At 36.8% G+C, this 15,692-nt stretch carries 12 protein-coding genes; 7 read left to right on the forward strand and 5 right to left on the reverse strand.

The window, feature by feature from the left end:
- The first annotated feature begins 156 nt into the window (after positions 1-156).
- Both WC623_RS11060 and WC623_RS11065 read left to right on the forward strand, forming a co-directional pair.
- Positions 157-3,435, forward strand: a complete 3,279-nt coding sequence (locus tag WC623_RS11060) for a SusC/RagA family TonB-linked outer membrane protein (RefSeq protein WP_372850936.1) — start codon at positions 157-159, stop codon at positions 3,433-3,435.
- A 19-nt stretch (positions 3,436-3,454) separates the two neighbouring features.
- Positions 3,455-5,056, forward strand: coding sequence for a SusD/RagB family nutrient-binding outer membrane lipoprotein (locus tag WC623_RS11065; RefSeq protein WP_372850938.1), 1,602 nt, complete (start codon positions 3,455-3,457; stop codon positions 5,054-5,056).
- 47 nt (positions 5,057-5,103) lie between these two features.
- Here WC623_RS11065 and WC623_RS11070 read toward each other — a convergent pair whose 3' ends face one another.
- Both WC623_RS11070 and WC623_RS11075 read right to left on the reverse strand, forming a co-directional pair.
- Positions 5,104-6,141 (reverse strand): phosphotransferase enzyme family protein, encoded by a 1,038-nt coding sequence (locus tag WC623_RS11070; RefSeq protein WP_372850940.1) that lies wholly within the window; start codon positions 6,139-6,141, stop codon positions 5,104-5,106.
- Between the two features lie 76 nt (positions 6,142-6,217).
- The gene (locus WC623_RS11075) at positions 6,218-7,243 is read right to left on the reverse strand and encodes a LacI family DNA-binding transcriptional regulator (RefSeq protein WP_372850942.1); all 1,026 of its coding nucleotides are present in this window, start codon (positions 7,241-7,243) and stop codon (positions 6,218-6,220) included.
- Positions 7,244-7,609: 366 nt separating this feature from the next.
- On the opposite strand from WC623_RS11075, the gene WC623_RS11080 reads away from it, so the two are divergent.
- Together WC623_RS11080 and WC623_RS11085 are read left to right on the forward strand one after the other, a co-directional pair.
- Complete coding sequence (locus WC623_RS11080; protein ID WP_372850944.1) at positions 7,610-8,962, forward strand: Gfo/Idh/MocA family protein; 1,353 nt, start codon at positions 7,610-7,612, stop codon at positions 8,960-8,962.
- 491 nt (positions 8,963-9,453) lie between these two features.
- Positions 9,454-9,783: a helix-turn-helix domain-containing protein gene (locus WC623_RS11085; protein WP_372850946.1), complete on the forward strand. Its 330-nt coding sequence runs from the start codon at positions 9,454-9,456 to the stop codon at positions 9,781-9,783.
- A 69-nt stretch (positions 9,784-9,852) separates the two neighbouring features.
- Here WC623_RS11085 and WC623_RS11090 read toward each other — a convergent pair whose 3' ends face one another.
- Entirely contained in the window at positions 9,853-10,503 is a 651-nt protein-coding gene (locus WC623_RS11090) for a bifunctional 4-hydroxy-2-oxoglutarate aldolase/2-dehydro-3-deoxy-phosphogluconate aldolase (RefSeq protein WP_372850948.1), read from the reverse strand.
- 21 nt (positions 10,504-10,524) lie between these two features.
- Positions 10,525-11,520 (reverse strand): PfkB family carbohydrate kinase, encoded by a 996-nt coding sequence (locus WC623_RS11095; RefSeq protein ID WP_372850950.1) that lies wholly within the window; start codon positions 11,518-11,520, stop codon positions 10,525-10,527.
- Between the two features lie 175 nt (positions 11,521-11,695).
- Between WC623_RS11095 and WC623_RS11100 the strand changes: the two genes are divergently transcribed.
- Both WC623_RS11100 and uxuA read left to right on the forward strand, forming a co-directional pair.
- A complete protein-coding gene (locus WC623_RS11100; protein ID WP_372850952.1) occupies positions 11,696-12,517 on the forward strand; it encodes an SDR family oxidoreductase in 822 nt (273 codons plus the stop codon).
- A gap of 26 nt (positions 12,518-12,543) precedes the next feature.
- Positions 12,544-13,719, forward strand: coding sequence for a mannonate dehydratase (gene uxuA / locus WC623_RS11105; protein ID WP_372850954.1), 1,176 nt, complete (start codon positions 12,544-12,546; stop codon positions 13,717-13,719).
- Between the two features lie 55 nt (positions 13,720-13,774).
- On the opposite strand, the gene WC623_RS11110 is transcribed toward uxuA, so the two are convergent.
- Positions 13,775-14,812, reverse strand: a complete 1,038-nt coding sequence (locus WC623_RS11110; RefSeq protein WP_372850956.1) for a LacI family DNA-binding transcriptional regulator — start codon at positions 14,810-14,812, stop codon at positions 13,775-13,777.
- A 177-nt stretch (positions 14,813-14,989) separates the two neighbouring features.
- Here WC623_RS11110 and WC623_RS11115 point away from each other — a divergent pair, with 177 nt between their 5' ends.
- Positions 14,990-15,589 (forward strand): TetR/AcrR family transcriptional regulator, encoded by a 600-nt coding sequence (locus WC623_RS11115; protein ID WP_372850958.1) that lies wholly within the window; start codon positions 14,990-14,992, stop codon positions 15,587-15,589.
- Positions 15,590-15,692: the final 103 nt, after the last annotated feature.

Raw genomic sequence — 15,692 nt, forward strand, 5'->3', positions numbered from 1 at the left:
ACCGCCCCTTTAATTTTTTGATATAAGCAATGGCAGTTAATGCGCAAACAAATCGCTGCCAATTACTCAAGCAACCAAAAAAACAAAAATATGATTAATTCTTACTTAGTGCAAGAGTTCTTTAATTATAAAGTGCTCTTAAAATTCATTGTCATAATGAAATTAACGTGTTTCTTCATTTTCATCACCTTTCTTAACGTTTCTGCGTCTGTCTTTTCGCAGGGTAAGATTTCTATGGATGTCAAGAAAACAAAGTTAAGCAAGGTGTTAAAGATCATTGAAGAGCAGAGTGGTTATCATTTTGTATATAGCTCAGCAAATGTTCCTGTAAATAAGGATGTAACAATGTCTGTAAAAAACACACATGTTTCGGAAATCCTTGAAACGATTTTTAACAGTACCAAGCTTAAATTTGTAATATCCGACAATGGGTTAATTATCATCAGCCGCATTCAGGATATCACAGTTAAAGGTATTGTCAAAGACAACAATGGAATACCTTTGCCCGGTGCCTCGGTACGAATAAAGGGAAGTGCAAGTGGTACATCAACAGATCTGAATGGACGGTTTAGCATTTCAGTACAGCCCAATGCTGTTCTTGTCATTTCTTATGCTGGATTTCATAGTTTAGAAATTCCCGTATCGAACAAAACAAACTTCGATATTGTATTGACTGAAGACACCAAACTATTAAGTGAGGTTGTAGTTACTGCCCTGGGCATTAAAAAAGAACGCAGAGCACTCGGTTATTCTGTTTCACAAGTAGATGGGGAATCATTAACACAAGCCAGAGAAAACAATGTCGCCAATTCACTGGTAGGAAAAGTTGCTGGTTTAGATGTAAGTTCTACTGCTGGCGGCGTCGGTTCTGCCACGAGTATAACCATTAGGGGCGTATCTAGCTTAAGTCAAACTAATCAACCGCTGTATGTTATTAATGGGGTGCCAATGGAAAATAAACCAACTGGACTTAATAACTTAAACCCAAATGGAAACAAAGGTAGTCAGTGGGACAATGCACCCGATCTTGGTGATGCTGTAGGTAATTTAAATCCTGATGATATAGAAAACATCTCTGTGCTTAAAGGTGCTGCTGCATCCGCTCTATACGGCTCCAGGGCTAAGGCTGGTGTAATATTGATTACTACAAAAAGTGGGAAAGGCAATAGCATAGACTTTAACAGTAATTTTGTGGTAGAGCAGGTAATGGACCGTACAGACTGGCAGTACATTTATGGCCAAGGTGCAAACGGCACAAAACCTGCAGATGCCGCTGCTGCAGCACAAGTTGGAGGTTCCAGCTGGGGTGCAAAACTTGATGGGAGTAGTGTAGTACAATTTGACGGTACTTCCAGACCATATAGTGCACAAAAGGAAAATATAGAGAATTTTTACCGCGATGGAAGAACCTGGTCAAACACCCTCGCTTTAAATAAAGCTTTTGATGGTGGGGCTATTCGTTTTTCTGCAAATGATTTGACCAATAAGTCTGTCGTTCCTAATTCTGGATTAAACAGACAATCTTTTAATTTGGTTGGAACCTTTGAGCCCTTAAAACGATTAACAATCGATGTACGGTCTAATTATATCTTAGAACAAGCTAAGAACAGGCCTATGCTTTCAGATGGCGCAGGAAATGCCAATTACAATGTGGTCTTTTTGCCAACAAGCATCAATGTAAATGACCTTAAGCCATGGAAAAATGAAAACGGTAAGGAAATTCAATACAACACCGGTAATACTTACGCCACCAATCCATGGTTTGCTGCAAATGAATTTGTAAATAATACCAATCGAGATCGAATAATCAGCTCATTTAATTCCCGTTACACCTTTGATAATGGATTGTTTATCCAAGGACGCGCTGGAATAGATGCTTATACAGATACTTATAAAAACGTGGTACCTTCCGGAACTGCCTATTATGAAATCGGTAAAATAGCAGAACAAAAAACCAAATTTTCTGATATAAATGCAGATCTTTTGTTAGGTAAAACATTTGAATTATCAGATATCTTTACATTAACTCCAAACTTAGGTGCAAGTTTTAGAAATACCAAAATCAATCAGACTACAAACAATGGGGATGATTTTGCAGTGTTTGGTGTATACAACATCATGAATGCTAAAAATAAATCGGTTAATCATGTCGTGTCAGAATCTGAAACCCAATCTGTTTATGGTACTTTAGAGTTCTCTTACAAAGATGTCTTTTACCTGACCGGCAGTGGACGTACCGACTGGTTTTCGACACTTGCAACACCTGGAAAAGACAATAAGTTGAGTGTCTTTTATCCTTCCATCAGTGGATCCTTCGTATTTTCTGAACTTTGGAAACCTTCAATACTTAGTTTTGGTAAATTAAGAGCAGGTTATGCGATAGTTGGACAGGCTACAGACCCTTATCAAACATTACTTACTTACGGTTTTAAAAGTGAAACCTTAAATGGTAAACCATTGGGAATCATTAACAACTTAGCTATTCCTAATCCGAGTTTAAAGGCATCAAAAGCAACAGAGCTGGAAATTGGTACAGAACTAAGATTTCTAAATAATCGTTTAAATTTTGACCTGACCCTTTATAAGAAACACTCTAAAGATGAGATATCTATCGTAACCACATCAAGTACTACAGGATATTCAGGCGCAGTTTTAAACTCCGGTGAAATTGAAAACAAAGGTGTTGAGGCATTGATTTCAGGTGTGGTTTTAAAAAGTGATAAATTTACATGGACCTCATCACTAAATGGTACATATAATGACAACACCGTATTATCACTAGCAGAAGGATTGCCATCGCAATTATTAGCAACCTCACGTACAGGAGTGGGCTTTTTACGTAATGTTCCTGGCATAGCTGCTGCTCAGGTAATGGCGTATGATTATTTATATGGTGCAAATGGTGAAATATTAACAGATGCGCTAGGTGAGCCAAAACAAGGAAAATTAAAATCTTATGGTTCTGCTTACAACAAATGGTTTGCTGGATGGAACAATGAGTTTAATTATAAAGGAGCAACATTATCCTTTCTGATTGACGGTAAATGGGGTGGTAAAGTCTTTTCTGCAACTGATTATTATGGATACTTTTTCGGATTACATAAAGCTACACTTGAAAATCGTGATGAGCTAGGTACTACAGCTGCTAAGTTTTATGAAAACACAGCAAATAATGCTTCTCATAAATTTGTTCAGGATGCGAGTTTTATCAAATTCAGACAACTAACACTGGGTTATAATTTCCCAGCGAAAATGTTTAACAACAAAATCAAAGGGTTAAACGTAAGTCTGGTAGGGCGCAACTTATTCATCCTCATGAAGAAGACGGACAATATAGATCCTGAATCTAGTTACAATGCCACTTTTCCGGGTTTAGAATTAGGAGGAGTTCCGCCAGTTAGAACATTCGGTTTGAATGTAAGTGTTAAGTTATAATTATTTAAAGAGAAGAACAATGAGAACGAATATATCCATTAAATATAGCTTGTTAATCACGATTGGCATGTTATTAAATCTAAGCTGCACAAAGGATTTTAAAGATATCAATACTAACCCTGTAGCTTATGGTCCAGGCACTTTTGATCCAAATTATACCCTTACTACTGCTCAGCTTAGCTATACAGGAAGTATAGATTTTGCATATGATACCTGGAGGGGAAACCTGATTTACTCGGCCACTATGATGCAAGGCTTATCTACAGTAGTAAGTTATTGGGCTGGCGACAAATACCTTTTAAATCCAGGATATACAGCCGCATACTGGGGAACCGGTGCAGTTGGCGCATACATTGAACAGGTAAGACCAATTGTAGATGTAGTCGAGTATACTAAATCTGATCCTAAATACAACAATATCCATCAAGTGGCAAGAATATGGAAAGCATTGATATTTGAACGTATTACAGATCTTTATGGAGATGTACCTTATTCGGAAGCTGGATTAGGAGTCTATACAGGGAATCTAACGCCTAAATATGATAAACAGCAAGACATTTACACTAACCTGTTGAAAGAAGTAGACGAAGCTACAAATGCTTTGAATGAATCAGGTGGAGATAAAGTAACAGGAGATGCCATTTACAATGGGAATATTGGAAATTGGAAACGTTTTGGCAGCTCTTTACTGTTGCGTATCGCCATGCGGTTAACAAAAATCGATGAAGCCAAAGCAAAAGAATATGCACAAAAGGCAATCGGAAAAACAATGATCGACAATAAGGATAACGCTTTTATACTTCATGATGTTGGCGGAGCAAGAGTTACCCAAAACAGAAACAGCCAGGTTTTACGTGGTGACGGGGGACAGGAGCACTATTACACAAAATGGTCTAAAACCTTTATCGATCTTTTAAAAACCAATAATGATCCACGTTTAGGAAAAGTTGCAGTAACACAATTATATTTAAACGATGGTGATAAAGCGCAGAACAATGCTTATGTCACTATTCCTGGAGCCCAAAAGGGGATGCCAAACGGAAAAGATTTAAGTGGTATTGCAGGCAGAGACGTCAGACAAGACCCTACTTTTACTACCTTCCCAGATTATTCTTCACTTAGCCCGGCAATGCTTAAACAAAATGGGGTAACTTTTATCTTAACCCATGCAGAAACAGAGTTTCTATTAGCAGAAGCGGCCCAAAGATGGAACATTGGCGGCACTGCTGCCGAGCATTATAAAGCAGGTCTGAAATCTGCCATTACATATTTAAGTCAATATGATGAATCTCTTGCCATATCAGAACCTATCGCTGAAACATTTGCGAATGCCAATCCTTATAATGCTGCAAATGGATTACAGATGATCAATACACAATACTGGCTACATACCTGTACCATGCTAGATTTTTATGAAACCTGGTGTAATTGGCGCAGAAGTGGATTTCCTGTATTGGTTCCAGTGGTATATCCAGGAAATGCAACTAATGGAACTATTCCGCGCAGGTTCCCATATCCTTTACAGGAAGGAGCAGAAAACGGAGCTAACTACAGAGCTGCATCATCAGCAGTTCCTGGTGGTGATAATCTAACAGGAAGAGTTTGGTGGGACAAACCATAATATGCCCTATAATAGAAAAGCCTGATCATTTTGATCAGGCTTTTCTATTATAGGCTTAATAAATCCGGTTCAAGCGCTATATATTGTTTTAATAAAGTGATCTGATTAATGGCTCGATTAAAATTATGGCCTTCATATTTTGCTCCATAATAAATATCATTTTGCAGATAATCAGCTAAAAAACGAATGGCCTGCATATAGATAATGAATTTACCGGCATAAACGAAATACGGTTTTTCAGCATCTGTTAATACATCCTGCATTTCACCCATATACCCATCGTAAATGGCTTTAAAGAATTCCTTTCTGATAGCTGTTTTACTAAAGTCAGTTTCTTCTTCACTCACTGCGCTTAAATATGTTCTCATCATATCTCCAACATCACTGATGAAGTAACCAGGCATAACGGTATCCAGATCAATCACACATAAACCTTTGTATTGATCATCAAAAAGTACATTACTAATTTTAGTATCGTGATGAATTACACGCAATGGAATAGCACTATTATTTAAAATCTCATTATAGGTCTTCACCAACCCCTGATGCTCCTTAATAAATTCAATGCTTTCAGCAGCCTTTTCAAGTCTTTCAGCAGATGCCTCATTACAAGCAGTCGTAAACTGATCATATCTCAAAGCCAGGTTATGGAAATTAGGTATGGTAATGTTCAATTCCTCTACTTTAAAACCATTCAGCAGCTTTGTAAATTTTCCAAACTGTTTTGCAGCCTCAAAGGCTTCTTCTTTTTTAGTCAGCACATTCACAGAAACAGAGCCCTCAATAAAAGGGAACAATCTGTAGTATCCATTATCAATATAGAGTAAAGATTCACCATTTGTAGCTACTACCGGAGATACAAATAGATAGTCAGGACACTCCTTACTTAAATAAGTTCTAAGTAAGGAGAAATTCTGATCGATATCCGATGGACGTTTAAATACATCGCTATTTACTTTTTGCAAGATGTAATTTTGCTCAGGTGTATTAACTTTCCAGGTATGATTAATCAGACCGTCACCAAATTGCTGAACATTTGCTGTTAATGGATCAAGGCCATAGATACGTAAAATATTTTCGAACATGTGCTTAGTATAGTGGTTGATATCTCAAACTTAAAAATTAAAGCAGCTAAAACCTCATGCAAACGTTTGCGCGAAATTATTTGGGCTCACTAACAATCAACTCTGATTCTACAACCACATTAAAATAGGCTTGTTCTGAAGTGCCAACCTCATTTTTTTGCCTATTAATTAGATCTATAAGGATATCAGCAGCCTTTTTACCTTGCTTATAAGGAAACTGTTCCACAGAAGCAATGGGTATATGATCCATATAATTTATAATAGGAAGATTGGCATAACTCACAAAGTCTATATCCTTCAAACCAAGGGATTTAGTATAACGCATAGCAAATAAGGCCACATAGTCGTTAAAAGTAACAATAGCAGTCGGTTTGCGACGATGGTTCAACAACGTATCCATTGCTTTAACTGTTCCTTCCTCAGATAAGTCACAATCCACAATTAGAGAAGGATCAAACTTCAGCCTGTTAGAAGTCATTGCCCTTATATATCCCTCTTTTCGTTCATGGCTTGCCACTAAAGTATCAGGACCATTTACTAAACCAATAGTACGATGCCCTTTTTTTAAGAGATAATTAACCGCTTCAAAAGTGCCAGTTTCCAGGTTAGAGCGCACATAATGTATATCCTTAATAGGAGGGATACGATCAAAAAACACTACTGGGATGTTTAATTTCCTGAAGACTTCAAAATGTTCGTAAGTACTGGTTGTTTTTGATACTGAGACCAATAAGCCATCCACACGTTGGGATTTCATTTTTGTAACCAGCAGTTTTTCCTTCTCCGCATCATCGTGAGACTGCGCCAATAAAACAGTATAGTTCCGCTTATAAGCAATATCCTCGATCCCACTAATTGCAGCCGAGAAAAATGATTCTGATAATTCAGGTAAAACAACGCCAATTATAAAAGACTTACCATGCAAAAACTGAATAGCTTTCTGATTGGGTTCGTAATTCATTTCAGAAGCCAGTTTTTTGACCCTCATTTTGGTAGTTAAACCTATACTCGGATGGTCATTTAATGCTCTGGATACGGTAGATACTGAAACCTTGAGTAGTTTTGCTATTTCTTTAATCGTAGTCGGTTTTTCAGGCTTCATCCTCAAATATTGAAATAAACTTTAACATTTTGATCACAATTCAATTTCAATTTGAATTTTTCCACTAAATACTACCAAAAACAACGCAAACGTTTGTTTCCGCCAGATCAATTAAAAATACCATTACTAAAATGCTGATCAAAAAAGCAGTTCTTTATCATAATTTACAGGTCAATAGATTTTGCCTTATCTGCAAATAGGTGTTAAAAGCTATAAAACCAGCCATTTCTGCGGATATCAAACGTTTGCGCGTTTTTTTTGCATATTTATTAATTGAGTTAGTTGTATAGTTCTCTAACTTGGTTAGATTATTTTTTAAGGAATAATGTATTAACCAGACTAAACACATAAAATGAAGTAAACAATATGAACAGACGAGAATTTGTTAAAAACGGAAGCATCACTGCGGCGGCTGCTACCGTTTTACCTGGAGGTTCTTTATTCGCATCAACCAAAGCAGATAAAGTTAAGGTAGCCATGATAGGGGTAGGACTACGTGGACAAAACCATTTGAATTTGCTACTTAAAAGAAACGATGTAGACCTGGTTGCAATTTGTGACGTAGAGGATCGTATGCTTACTTCTGCTAAGGCAATGATTACCAAAAGTGGTAAGCCAATGCCTAAAATATATACAGGTGATGATTATGCCTGGAAAAAAATGCTTGAAACAAAAGGGCTTCAGGCAATCGTAATTGCAACTCCATGGGAATGGCATAAAGAAATGATCATCAAATCCATGGAATCTGGATTAAAATACGTTGCTTCTGAAGTAATGATTGGCACTACTATACAAGACCATTGGGATGTTGTACAAGCAGCAGAAAAACATAATGCTCATGTAATGATGCTCGAAAATGTTTGCTATCGTAGAGATGTTATGGCAGCATTAAACATGGTCAGACAAGGTGTATTTGGAGAAATACTTCATTTACAAGGTGGTTATCAGCATGATCTAAGAGCCGTTAAATTTAATGATGGGGTTAAAGCTACAGGAGGCGGTGTAGAATTTGGTGAAAAAGCCTACTCGGAAGCCAAATGGAGAACCAATCATTCAGTACACCGCAATGGAGACCTTTATCCAACCCATGGTATCGGGCCAGTTGCCCATTGTATAAATATCAACAGAGGAAATAAATTCCTTAAATTAAACTCATTTGCTACCAAATCAAGAGGTTTACATAATTACATTGTTGCAAATGGAGGAGAAAATCATCCAAATGCAAAGGTTAACTTCCGTTTAGGAGATATCGTTACCACAACTATTGATTGTGCTAATGGCGAAACAATCATTCTGCAACACGATACAAATCTACCAAGACCATATTCATTAGGCTTTAGGGTACAAGGCACTAAAGGACTTTGGATGGATCTTAACAAAGGAATACATGTTGAAGGAATCAGCAAGGCCCATGCATGGGATAACCAGGACAAATGGTTTGAAAAATATGATCATCCGCTATGGAAAAAATATGGTACTGATGCTGAAGGAGCAGGACATGGTGGAATGGACTTCTTCGTAATCCATGCATTTATTGAAGCCGCAAAACGAAACGAACCAACACCAATGGATGTATATGATGCAGCAGCATGGAGTGTGATTACACCTCTAAGTGAACAATCTATAGAAATGGGAAATGAAACAGTTGATTTCCCCGATTTTACAAGTGGAAAATGGATGAGCAGAAAACCTGTTTTTGCATTAAACGACGAATATTAATATTAAAGAATAAATTTAGAAAGCCCTGACTGTTACGAGTCAGGGCTTTTTTTTGTAACATTTCACTACAAATTATAAAAAAATATTCGTGTTAACATTAACTTAACATTGAATACGCATCTTTGTGTATGTTTATAAATATTCTTGCGATTTCATTCCTTGTTTGTGCTCTTATAGCCGCCTTTAAAATGGATTCATTTTTACAAGGTCTTCTTTTTATATTGGTACTTTGCCTTGTTGCAGGTCTATTTTATTTATTCATTTCCTTCCCGGGGCTTTCTGGACTATCAGTAGCAATCATGTTGGGAGCATTTATTTTCAGACAAAATAAGAAATAGAAGGTTTTCGATTATCTTTAACATAACAATTTTAATTACAGATAAATTAAACATTAATTTATTTCTAGGTTCTGATAAGAATAATATAATATTGTTTAAATATTTCTTAATTTTAACTGGTAATAAAGTTCACAAAACTTTAATCTGTAAATTATGAAAACTTTAGGTGAAAAATTTAAAATCCTACGTCAGAAAAAAGGGGTAAACCAAAAGACGATGGCAGAATCATTAGGTATTTCAATTCCAGCATACTCTAAACTGGAAACAGGAATTACTGATCCGAATTTCAGCAGGATAAATCAGATTGCTGAAGTGCATGAATTAACATTACGACAGTTTCTTGATGTTGGTGAAGAGGGTGGTAGCGAGCAAGAACAATTGGTTGCAGAATTGAAAGAAAAAGTCCGCGAATTAGAATCATCCGTGATTCGGTTACAAGGAAAGGTCATCGACCTTTACGACAAAGAAGAAAGAAGAAAATAATTAAATAAATAAAGGGTGTCCAAAAAGATAAAAATTTTAGACACCCTTTTATACTCCATGTGGACTCTATTATTGGTTAACGAGTTTTATCAATAATTGACAACGTTCTGTTAACCAATTGTAATTCGCTGCGTTCTCTGGTTGCTGAAACAACTTAGAACCGAAACCTAAAGCTGTAACACCAGCGTTCAACCAATTGTCAATATTTTCTTTATTTACATCAACACCACCCGTTGGCATAAACTTAAGATTAGGGAATAACGGCTTGATCGCTTTTAAAAATCCAATACCTAAAGTATCACCAGGGAAAAGCTTAACAAGAGGAGCACCCAACTCTTCAGCAAAATTAATCTCTGTAGGTGTCATACATCCTGGAACCCACATTACGCCATGATCAGCGCATACTTTTGCAAGATCAGCTCTTACTATAGGACTAACGATAAAATCAGCACCAATTTTGATATATGCTTCAGCCTGTTCAACTGTCTTTATCGTACCAATACCTAGTTGCATATCTGCAAAATGCTCATTTCTGTAAGCCAATAGTGCTTTAAAGTTTTCAGTTGCATTACCGCCACGATTTGTAAATTCAAACACACGAATACCACCAGCATAAGTAGCCTTTAATACTTCTATACAGGTATCTGCATCTTCATTATAATAAACAGGGATAACCGGGTATGCCTGAATCACTTTTAAAGGATTTGTTTCTTTTGTCATCTGTATATTTTTATTTTTATCTTAAATATTACCATTGCCGAAATCGCCTTTTACAAAAAGTTTATTGTAACCAGACGACGTAGCCATTCTTATAATCTCAGCACCATCAGTACTGCTTAGTATTCCATAAATTAAACCTGCCATAAATGCGTCACCACTACCAATCCTATCTATAACATCATTGGTTTCCTGCACTTCAGATATATAGTTACCATCTGGAGTATGGTAAGTTCCGTAAAACAAGTTATGTTTCGGATTATCCATAAAACGATAAGTATTGGCAATATGTTTACATTGAGGAAATTGCTCAAAAACGATTTTAGCGGAAGCATTCGCATGCTGTTTATAATCCTCCACAGAAGTCTCCCGATTTAAGCTGTCATCCACCGGAATTCCAAGCATTTTGTTGGCTGCCCAGATATTCCCCATAATCACATCACAATAAGCTACCAGTTCCGGCATCACCTCAATAGGCTGCTTACCATAATCCCATAATCTGCTTCTATAATTTAAATCTACTGAGATTTTTAAGCCCTTAGCCCTTGCAGCAACCAAGGCCTCTTTACATACTGCAGCCATGTTTTCATTTAATGCCGGAGTAAGGGCTGTCCAATGAAACCAGGTATGACCATCAAGTACCTTGTCCCAATCAATAACACCGGGTTTAAGGTTACTGAAAGACGAAAATTTACGATCGTAAACAACCTCTCCACTAGTCAGCCCATTGGCAGATAGTAAAAAGTACAATCCTAACCTGTTCCCCTGACGTAAAGTCTTGTTCGTATTTACTCCTAATTCTTCCAATGATTGAAGTGCATTTGCGGCCAAAGCATTGTCTGGTACGCAGCTTACATAGGAACATGGTATTTTCCATTGTCCTAATGAAGCAGAGACATTTGCTTCAGAACCTCCGGGAAATAATGATACAGTGTGGTTCTTAGAAATAAATTGATCTTCCGATGAACTGAACCGCAGTAACAATTCACCAAATACCAATATGTTTTCTTGATTTAGCATAAGTTTTAATGATTTCAGATTGCAATAATACAGGTTATCAGTATTAAATAGAAGTAAAGTAATTTATTTAATAAATTTCAAACGATTTCGTAAATTTTTAGGACACAATAGTGACTTCAGCAATTAAATTTCATTAACATTGATATAATTAATGAACCTCTTTTAATAATATGATATGAATAGCAAAAATCTGTTTTCACTTGAAAATAAGGTAGTCGTAATTACAGGCGCTACCGGCGTTTTGGGAGAATCATTTGCATTAGCTGTTGCTGCTGCAGGTGCCAAAGTAGCAATTTTAGGTAGAAACGAACAAAAAGCAAATGAACGTGTAAAAGCGATCACATCAAACGGTGGTGAAGCTATAGCTGTTATCACAGACGTTTTGAACGAAGCTTCACTAATAGATGCAAAAAATCAAATTTTAAGTACATGGGGTACTATCGACGGATTAGTTAATGCGGCAGGAGGGAATATTCCTGGCGCAACCATAGCTCCAGATAAAAATTTATTCGATATTGATATTGCAGATACTCAAAAAGCAGTTGAACTTAATTTATTCGGCACGGTCTATCCGACCCATGTATTCGGTCGCGTTATTGCCGAAAAAGGTAAAGGCTCTATTGTAAATATTTCTTCATTAGCAGCACAACGCCCTTTAACAAGAGTTTTGGGTTATACGATGGGAAAAAATGCGATAGAAGGATATACCAAATGGATGGCAGTAGAACTCGCACAACGTTATGGCGATAAAGTAAGAGTAAATGCCTTGGCACCAGGTGTATTTCTAACCGAACAGAACCGTTCATTGTTAACCAATCCAGATGGAACGTACACTGATCGTGCACAGCGTTTCGTAAATCATACTCCATTTGGCCGATTAGGTAGTCCTGAAGAATTAAATGGCACACTGATTTATTTATTAAGTGATGCATCAGCTTTTGTGAACGGTGAAACAATCCTTGTTGACGGAGGCTTTAATGCTTACAGCGGCGTTTAAAATTAAATATAAAAACATTAGATATCATGAATACCACAAATCATAAATTATTACAAACCTGGCGTTGGTACGGACCTTCAGACCCAGTTACTTTACAAGATGTAAAACAAGCAGGTGCCAGCGGAATCGTTAGTGCTTTACATCATATTCCACATGGCGAAATCTGGCCAGTTGAAGATATCAAAGAACGTAAATCAATTATTGAAGCAGCAGGACTTAAATGGTCTGTAGTAGAAAGTGTTCCGGTACATGAAGCCATTAAGACACGTAGGAGTGATGCTGGAAAGTACATTGAGAACTACAAAACTAGCTTAAGAAACCTTGCTGAATGTGGCATAAAAACAGTATGCTATAACTTTATGCCAGTGTTAGACTGGACACGCACCCAATTGGACAAGACGATGCCGAATGGTGCAAAAGCATTATATTTCAACTGGATAGACCTGGCAGCTTTTGATCTTTTTATACTAAAAAGAGAAGGAGCAGAGGCAGACTATTCTGAAAGTATACTGAGTAGAGCTAAAGCGCGCTTTGAATCTTTAACTCCTGATGAGTTAAACGAATTAAGGATAAACGTTCTTATGGGTATCCCTAATGAAAAAGAAATTGAACTGGAAGCATTACGTAACAGTATTGAGGAATACAAACATATAGGCAGGGAAGGCTTAAAGAAAAACCTGGCTTATTTCCTTAATGAAATTGCAGGAGTATGCGAAGAAACCGGAATCAATATGACGATCCACCCAGATGATCCTCCTTATGCAATTCTTGGTTTACCTCGTGTTGCCAGTACAAAGGAAGATCTGGTAGATATATTGAAAAGTGTAGACAAACCATTTAACGGAATTTGTTTCTGTACAGGTTCATTAGGAGCGGGGATGTCAAATAACCTGACAGATATATTTGATGCCGTAAAAGAACGTGTGTATTTCCTTCACCTTCGTAATGTTACCAAAGATGAAGAAGGCAACTTCTACGAAGCAGATCACTTAGGTGGTGATGTAAACATGTATGAAGTTATGAAAGCTGTTACTGCAGAAAATGCACGTAGAAACGCTCCAATTCCATTCAGACCAGATCATGGACATCAAATGCTGGATGATTTAAACAAAGTAACCAATCCGGGTTATTCAGCTATAGGACGTTTACGCGGACTTGCAGAACTTCGTGGATTAGAGCTTGGAATAACAGGAAACTACTAATAAGTAAACTACCATTAAGATATAAGCTACCTGAATAGTATTCAGGTGGCTTTATTTATTTTCTGGGCTGAGATGAGGCTCTTACCTGAACATCTATAGGCAATAAAACTGTTTCAAAATCCTCATCAACATTCTTTTTTTCTATCAATGAGAATAGTTTCTCTGCTGCGAGTTTACCTATTTCAAAGGCAGGCTGATGAACGGTACTCAACGGAGGGTTCATGGCATCAGCCAATTCAGTATTAGTAAAACCAATCAAAGCAATATCTTCAGGAATACGAAAGCCCAGTTTGTTAAGGATAACTAAACACCTGGTGCTGATCTGATCAGTCGCAGTAAAAATAGCATCAGGCTTATTTTCCAGATTCATATAAGACTTAATGGCCTCTTCCAGATTTTCATTTAATGAAGTTGCACCAGTATAATTGCAAGACACCATTAATTCCTCTCTGCAGGGAATACCATGATCAGCAAGAGCTTGTTTATAGCCATTTAGCCTTTCCGTGGCAATACTCAGAATTGTATTGGTATTAAGATGTGCTATATTACGATAACCATTATTGATCAGATGTGTCGTTGCCTCATATGCACCTTTAAAGTTATCAGCCCCAACCTTATGCGTATGAATCTTGTCGATCAGGCGGTCAAAAAGTACTACTGGCAAACCCGATTGCTGTAAAGAGATCAGGTAATTGAAATTTATCGTTTCATACGCCGGAGAAATAAGGATACCATCAATACCACCCGCATATAAAAGCTCAATGCAGGCACTTTCTAACTTTTCAGATTCCTTACTTTGCATGATGATAATCTGGTAAGACTTATCCGTACATACCTTATGGATACCATCCAACATTTGTGCAATAACGTTATTATCCAAAGAACAAACTACTACACCAATAGAGCGGCTTTTACCTTCCTTAAGGCCTTTAGCCATTCTATTAGGCAAATAGTTATGTTCCTTTGCATAATCTAAAACTTTCTGCTTTGTATCAGCACCAATTTCGTGACTATCGTTTAAGGCCTTTGAAATTGTAGAAATAGATAAATTAAGCGCTTTGGCAATGTCTTTTAATGTGACGCTGTGATTCATTCTCATCCTGCTGTAAATATAAACGCTAAATTCCAACTTATAAGACGATAAACTCAATTTAATTCAATTTTTTAAAAAACACCTGCAAGAAGTTGACAAAGCGATGATATGTATATTCCTAACTGTTTATACATTTGCTTAACGGTGTTAGATTATTTATACATCATAATAAATGCAATGGGAAGTAAAGAACGTATTCAACGATTAAAGGAAGACACGAGAGCAAATATCCTCGGTGCGGCACTTGAAATTGTGAAGGAAGAGGGATGGCAAGCACTTAGCATGCGAAAAATTGCAGACAGGATAGAGTATACTGCACCTATTATCTATGAATATTTTTCAAATAAAGAGGGGATATTATTAGAACTTACCAGACAAGGATATATAATCCTTGGTCAGGAAATTAAAGCAGCAAAAAGTAACTATACTAAAATTGATGAACAACTGGAATCAATGTGGATAGCATATTGGGATTTTGCATTTTTACACAGGGAATATTATCAATTGATGTTTGGAGTAGATATGATCTGTTGTGACCAAAAGAAGTCAATGCCTGAAACAGAATATGTTGACAGGCTTTTTACAGATGTAATCAGAAAGCTGATGAAAACAGAGCATCCGGAAGAAGAAGTAGTATGCCGTAAATATTATACTTTCTGGTCTATAATTCATGGTTTAATCGCAATTAACATGGTAAATAGAGGAAGGGACGAAGCAATGAACCAACATATATTAAAAGATGCCCTAAAAGGAATTATTAAATATATAGACGAATAATTATGGAAACGGGCAGGAAAGTCCGTTTTTTTTATCACACAACTTAACGCTGTTAAATTACTTACTCTCGTTATATCTAAAATTTATAAACTAAATTATCATG

Source organism: Pedobacter sp. (genome assembly GCF_041645105.1).
GTDB lineage: Bacteria > Bacteroidota > Bacteroidia > Sphingobacteriales > Sphingobacteriaceae > Pedobacter.

Bases quoted from the DNA above. Each gene is read 5' to 3' on its own strand.
- WC623_RS11060 (WP_372850936.1), top strand. From the start codon at position 157: ATGAAATTAACGTGTTTCTTCATTTTCATCACCTTTCTTAACGTTTCT.
- WC623_RS11065 (WP_372850938.1), top strand. From the start codon at position 3,455: ATGAGAACGAATATATCCATTAAATATAGCTTGTTAATCACGATTGGC.
- WC623_RS11070 (WP_372850940.1), bottom strand. From the start codon at position 6,141: ATGTTCGAAAATATTTTACGTATCTATGGCCTTGATCCATTAACAGCA.
- WC623_RS11075 (WP_372850942.1), bottom strand. From the start codon at position 7,243: ATGAAGCCTGAAAAACCGACTACGATTAAAGAAATAGCAAAACTACTC.
- WC623_RS11080 (WP_372850944.1), top strand. From the start codon at position 7,610: ATGAACAGACGAGAATTTGTTAAAAACGGAAGCATCACTGCGGCGGCT.
- WC623_RS11085 (WP_372850946.1), top strand. From the start codon at position 9,454: ATGAAAACTTTAGGTGAAAAATTTAAAATCCTACGTCAGAAAAAAGGG.
- WC623_RS11090 (WP_372850948.1), bottom strand. From the start codon at position 10,503: ATGACAAAAGAAACAAATCCTTTAAAAGTGATTCAGGCATACCCGGTT.
- WC623_RS11095 (WP_372850950.1), bottom strand. From the start codon at position 11,520: ATGCTAAATCAAGAAAACATATTGGTATTTGGTGAATTGTTACTGCGG.
- WC623_RS11100 (WP_372850952.1), top strand. From the start codon at position 11,696: ATGAATAGCAAAAATCTGTTTTCACTTGAAAATAAGGTAGTCGTAATT.
- uxuA (WP_372850954.1), top strand. From the start codon at position 12,544: ATGAATACCACAAATCATAAATTATTACAAACCTGGCGTTGGTACGGA.
- WC623_RS11110 (WP_372850956.1), bottom strand. From the start codon at position 14,812: ATGAATCACAGCGTCACATTAAAAGACATTGCCAAAGCGCTTAATTTA.
- WC623_RS11115 (WP_372850958.1), top strand. From the start codon at position 14,990: ATGGGAAGTAAAGAACGTATTCAACGATTAAAGGAAGACACGAGAGCA.